3 protein-coding genes are annotated in these 4,996 nt (G+C 69.8%); 2 read left to right on the top strand and 1 reads right to left on the bottom strand.

The window, feature by feature from the left end:
• The first annotated feature begins 67 nt into the window (after positions 1–67).
• Positions 68–1,729: an adenylate/guanylate cyclase domain-containing protein gene (locus tag HG543_RS51330; protein WP_169352303.1), complete on the top strand. Its 1,662-nt coding sequence runs from the start codon at positions 68–70 to the stop codon at positions 1,727–1,729.
• Entirely contained in the window at positions 1,729–4,092 is a 2,364-nt protein-coding gene (locus tag HG543_RS51325) for a serine/threonine-protein kinase (protein WP_169352304.1), read from the top strand. The genes HG543_RS51330 and HG543_RS51325 overlap by 1 nt, the downstream gene beginning before the upstream one ends.
• 33 nt (positions 4,093–4,125) lie before the next feature.
• Here HG543_RS51325 and HG543_RS51320 read toward each other — a convergent pair whose 3' ends face one another.
• The gene (locus HG543_RS51320; RefSeq protein WP_169352302.1) at positions 4,126–4,743 is read right to left on the bottom strand and encodes a nuclease-related domain-containing protein; all 618 of its coding nucleotides are present in this window, start codon (positions 4,741–4,743) and stop codon (positions 4,126–4,128) included.
• Positions 4,744–4,996: the final 253 nt, after the last annotated feature.

Raw genomic sequence — 4,996 nt, 5'->3', positions numbered from 1 at the left:
GGATGGCGTCGAGCGTTCCCCGGTTTATCCCGGCTCTGATACTGTCCGGGCCGGTGAGGACTCCCGCGTGACCCAGGCCCCCGCCCCAATCGCACCGAAACCCGGGCAGATCCGCGGCCCCCGCCTGACCGGGCGCTTCGCGGACGGCACCCTGGGAGAATTCCCCCTGGGACCGACGACGTCCCTGGGCCGGCATCCGTCCAACACGCTCCGGCTGGTGGACCGCGAGGTCTCCAAGGAGCACGCGCTCATCGAGCGTGTGGGCAAGGACTTCGTCCTCAAGGACCTGGGCTCGTCCAACGGCACGTTCGTCAACGGCCGCCGGGTGAAGGAGCTGAAGCTGCGGGACGGGGACGAGATTGCCCTGGGCTCCTCGCGGCTCATCTTCCACAGCGGCGAGGTGGCGGTGAACCACACCGCGCCCACCGCGCCCGGCGTCACGGTGGTGGCCCAGTCCGTGTCCATGCCCGCCTTCCTGGCGCAGATGGACCAGGTGCCGCAGAACTTCCGTCCGGCCGACATGGTGACGGACGTGGACGCGCTGCGCCGTGACTACGAGAAGCTGCGCATCGCCCACGAGTTCCACCGGCAGGTGAGCCTCCAGGGCAACCAGACGGGCCTGTTCGAGCAGATCCTGAAGGTGGCCTTCCAGCTCCTGGCGGCGGACCACGGCGTCATCCTCAAGGTGGCGGACGACGGCCAGTTCATCCCCGCGGCGGTGCACCACCGGTCCGGCAAGGCCGTCAACGTCATGCTGTCCGACACGGTGCTCAAGCGCGTGGTGGAGACGCGCAAGGCGGTGCTGACGGCGGACGCCATCATCGACGAGCGCTTCTCCGCGGCGGAGAGCATCGTGGCGCAGGGCATCCGCTCCGCCATGGCCGTGCCGCTGATGGTGAAGGAGAAGATCCAGGCGGTGCTGTTCCTGGACAGCCGGCAGCAGATCAACGCCTTCTCGGAGAAGGACCTGACCATCCTCTCCGGCATCGCCGCGCAGGCGGGCATCGCCCTGGAGAACGCGGCCCTGGCCGAGCAGATCCGCGCCGAGGCGGTGACGCGCGCGGAGCTGAGCCGCTTCCTGTCCAAGGCGGTGGCGGACGCGGTGATTGCCGGCGAGACGGAGGACCTGGCGCAGAGCCGGCTGGCCGAGGTCAGCTGCCTCTTCGCGGACATCCGCGGCTTCACCACCCTGTCGGAGAGTGATCCGCCGCAGGAAGTGGTGTCCATGCTCAACACCTTCTTCTCGGCGATGGCGGACGTGGTGTTCCGCTACGAGGGGAACCTGGACAAGTTCATCGGTGACTGCGTCATGGCCGTGTGGGGCCCGCCGCTGTCACACCCGGACGACGCGGCCCGGGCGCTGCGCGCGGCGCTGGAGATGCAGGACGCGGTGGCGGCCATGAACCGCGCGCGCGTGGCCTCGGGGAAGATGCCCATTGAAGTCGGCATCGGCGTGAATACCGGCCAGGCCGTCGTGGGCTACATGGGCAGCGCCGAGCGGCACGAGTTCACCGCCATCGGCGACACGGTGAACACGGCCTCGCGCCTGTGCGGGCTGGCCAAGAGCGGTGAGGTGCTGGCCTCCGAGTCGACGGTGCGCAAGGCGGGCCACGGCTTCGACGTGGAGGAGCTGCCGGCCATGCAGGTGAAGGGCAAGGAGAAGGCCGTCCCGACGTACCGCGTCCATGGTCTCGAGTACACCACCGCCGCCTCCCCGCGCCGCGCATGATGACGACGCAGGCCTGTCCCAACTGTGGGGCGCAGCACGACATCCGGGTGTACGTCAGCGGGCAGAAGGCCATCTGCCGCTGCGGCATCCGGTTCGAGGTGCGTCGCGGTGACACGCCGTCCACCATCGGCTCGCGGAACACGATGGTGCCCGGGGCCAGTGGCGTCTTCGACCGGAATTCGCGAGTCGCGGTGTCACCTTCGGCGGGCTCCGGTGTTGGTACTTCCGGAATGTCCTCGCACGAGGCCCCCCGAGGGGTGGGGAATGGTGTGATGGTGGTGCCGGGCGGGGCCCCGGAGGCCCCCGCCATGTCCGCGCAGTCCGTGGCCGTTCCGGCGCGGGGCTCGGGTGTGGCCGTTCCCGTGTCCGGGGTGGCCCTCGTGGACGACGCGCACGCCCATGGGGACACGCACCCGCCGAGCGCGGTGCCCCTGCCGGGCGTGGCCGTGCCCGTCGAGGGAGCGAGCGGGGTGGCGCTGCCTTCCAACGGGGTGAAGCCGGAGCTGCCGGTGGAGCCCACGGTGCTGCGCTCGTCCGTGCCGACGGGGACGGGGAGCGCGCACTCGGACCTGGGTGCGAATGTGCACGACGTGAGCACGTTCCTGACGGGCAAGAAGGTGGAGCTGCCCGGCTTCGAGCTGCTGGAGGTGCTGGGCCGGGGCGGCATGGGCGAGGTGTGGCTCGCGCGGCAGCAGTCACTGGGCCGCACGGTGGCGGTGAAGCTCCTGCCGCCGCGGCTGGCGAAGGACCCGGAGTTCGTCACCCGGTTCGAGAAGGAGGCCACGGCGCTGGCCGCCCTGAACCACCCGCACATCATCCAGATCATCGACCGGGGCGTGGCGGGCGAGCACTACTACTTCGTCATGGAGTACGTGGAGGGCCGCTCGCTGCGCGAGGCGATGGCGGCCGGCGTCAAGCCGGAGCGGGCGCTGAAGATCCTCCTGTCGGTGGCGCGCGCCATCGAGTGCGCGCACGACAAGGGCATCATCCACCGCGACCTGAAGCCGGAGAACATCCTGCTGGACGGGCGCGGCCACGTGAAGGTGGCGGACTTCGGGCTGGCGGGCATCCGCGCGCAGGACTCGCGGCTGCAGCTCACCGCGACGGCGGTGGCCATGGGCACGCTGAACTACATGGCCCCGGAGCAGCGGCGCGACGCGAAGAACGTGGACGGGCGCGCGGACCTCTTCTCCATCGGCGTCATGCTGTACGAGGTGCTCACCGGCGAGCTGCCGCTGGGGCGCTTCAAGCTGCCGTCCGCGAAGGTGCCGGGGTTGGACCCGCGCATCGACGAGGTGGTGGAGCGGCTGCTGGAGACGGACCCGGAGGCGCGCTACGCGCGCGCGGGCGAGCTGGCGGCGGCGCTGGAGGCGATGATCACCAACTCGTCCGCGCCGGGGCTGCCGCAGGGCGACGTGGAGCGGCGGGTGGTGACCGCGAGGGTTCGGCCGGCCAGCAACCTGTCACGCCGGATGCGGGCGGGCTGGCGGCGGGTGCGCGGGGGCCTGTCGGTGGTGGGTGGGCTGGCGATGCTGGGCCTGGCGGTGCGGTGGTTCGTGGGCCCGGTGAGCCTGCACCTGGGCAAGGACGACAAGGTCGTCATCGGCACCCAGGGCGTGAAGGTGCGGGCGGGGGAGAAGCCCTGGCCGCCGAACACGTACGGTGAGGTGTTCGCCTCGGTGAACCTGGCGGAGCCGGCGAAGGCGGGCGGCCCGTCGCGGTTCGAGGTGGGGTTCGACGCGGGCGAGGAGGAGATCAACGTCCACAGCGGTCAGTGGAAGCTGGTGGAGGGGCAGCTCCACGCGGTGCAGGGCGGCAAGGAGACGAACGGGCGGCGGTTGGTGCCGCGCGCGTACGTGGCGCACCGCTACTTCTCCATCAACGACTTCCGGGCGGACGTGGTGATGGACGTGAAGCCGCTCGGGAAGGAGTACCCCGAGGAGCCCGACGCGCAGCACTACGGCGAGCTGGCCTTCCGCATCAAGGATCTCCAGTTGTCCGCCTTCGCCATCCCCAACGCGGGGATGCGGCTGGCGTGGCGCTACTTCACGGAGGACGGCCAGGAGGTGGTGGGCAACAGCGCGCTGGACACGGACAACCTCGTCGAGGACGAGATGCCGCTGCCCAAGCACGGGCCCTACCTGGTGAGCCTGCGGATGCAACGGGCGAAGAACGGCGGCGTCCTGGTGGAGGCGTTCCTCAACAACGAGCGCTTCGCGCGCAAGCTGCTGCCGGGCCTGGAGAACCGCGTGGGCAAGGTGGCGCTCGGGTGCCGCAACCTGGAGTGCACGTTCGACGACCTGAAGATTCGCGGCAAGCTGGAAGCCCGGCCCCAGCGCCGGGTGGCCGGGGGCGTGGAGTAGGGCGCTCCAACTGCCCGCGCGGGCGTGGCGGTTCTACCGCCAGATGGCCTGGGCCGCCCGAGCAAGTCTCTCGACCTGGGCGGTCGACAACCGGCGATTCCCGTTGACCAGCACGGGAAGCAGCTCCGAGTCATCCAGTACGACGATGTTCTCAGGCTGCTCCTTCACGTGCAGGTCGGGCTTCACGAACACGAGGAGGCCCTGAACCCACAAGGAGTCCCAGTCGGTTTCCTCGAGAAGGGCCTGGCGGACGAGCAGCGCTTGAGCCTCGAGCTTCTCCACGTAGTCCTTGGAGAAGCCATTCACCTTGATGTTGGGGCCACCGACCCACACGCTGCCCTGCACGTTCTTCGTGTCGATGACGAAGACGCCCGAAGGGCCGATCGCCAGATGATCCACGTTCGTGCCGCCGCGGCTGACCTTCAGGTCGTGCATGACGAACCACCCGTCGGCGCGGAGCGGGTTCAGGAGACGTCCGACGTGTTGCTCTCCTCGGGCGCCCGCATCCCAGGCCTGCTCCGCGGTGTTGATTCCGAGCTGTCGTGCGAGAACGGTCATCACGGGATCCGCACTGGCGAGCGCCTGCTGCCGTTCCCGCGCGCTCTGACCTGGTCGCCGTCCCGTGTCGCGCCGCATCATTCTTCGCGTCATCTGTACCCCTCCCGTTTCGGGTGCAGTTCCTGAAGCCGCGGGATTCAACAACAGGGGTCTGACATCCGGCGCTGCACCGAGGGCTCCATTCGTCTCTAGCTCTCTTGATGTGCCGGGCTCCCGCTGTCGGTGGCTGGCCGGTGTAACCGCCGGCTGTGGATGGCCGGGGACTCGACAGGTCGACGCGGAATGGACGTTCCGTTCCGGGGCCACGGGAGCCGGGCGGCAACATGGTGGGGAGGCGGGCCTGGAC

The organism is Pyxidicoccus fallax, assembly GCF_012933655.1.
Lineage (GTDB): Bacteria > Myxococcota > Myxococcia > Myxococcales > Myxococcaceae > Myxococcus > Myxococcus fallax.
The sequence above is the reverse complement of the archived record's forward strand: the minus strand, read 5'-3'. Positions and strand labels throughout refer to the sequence as shown.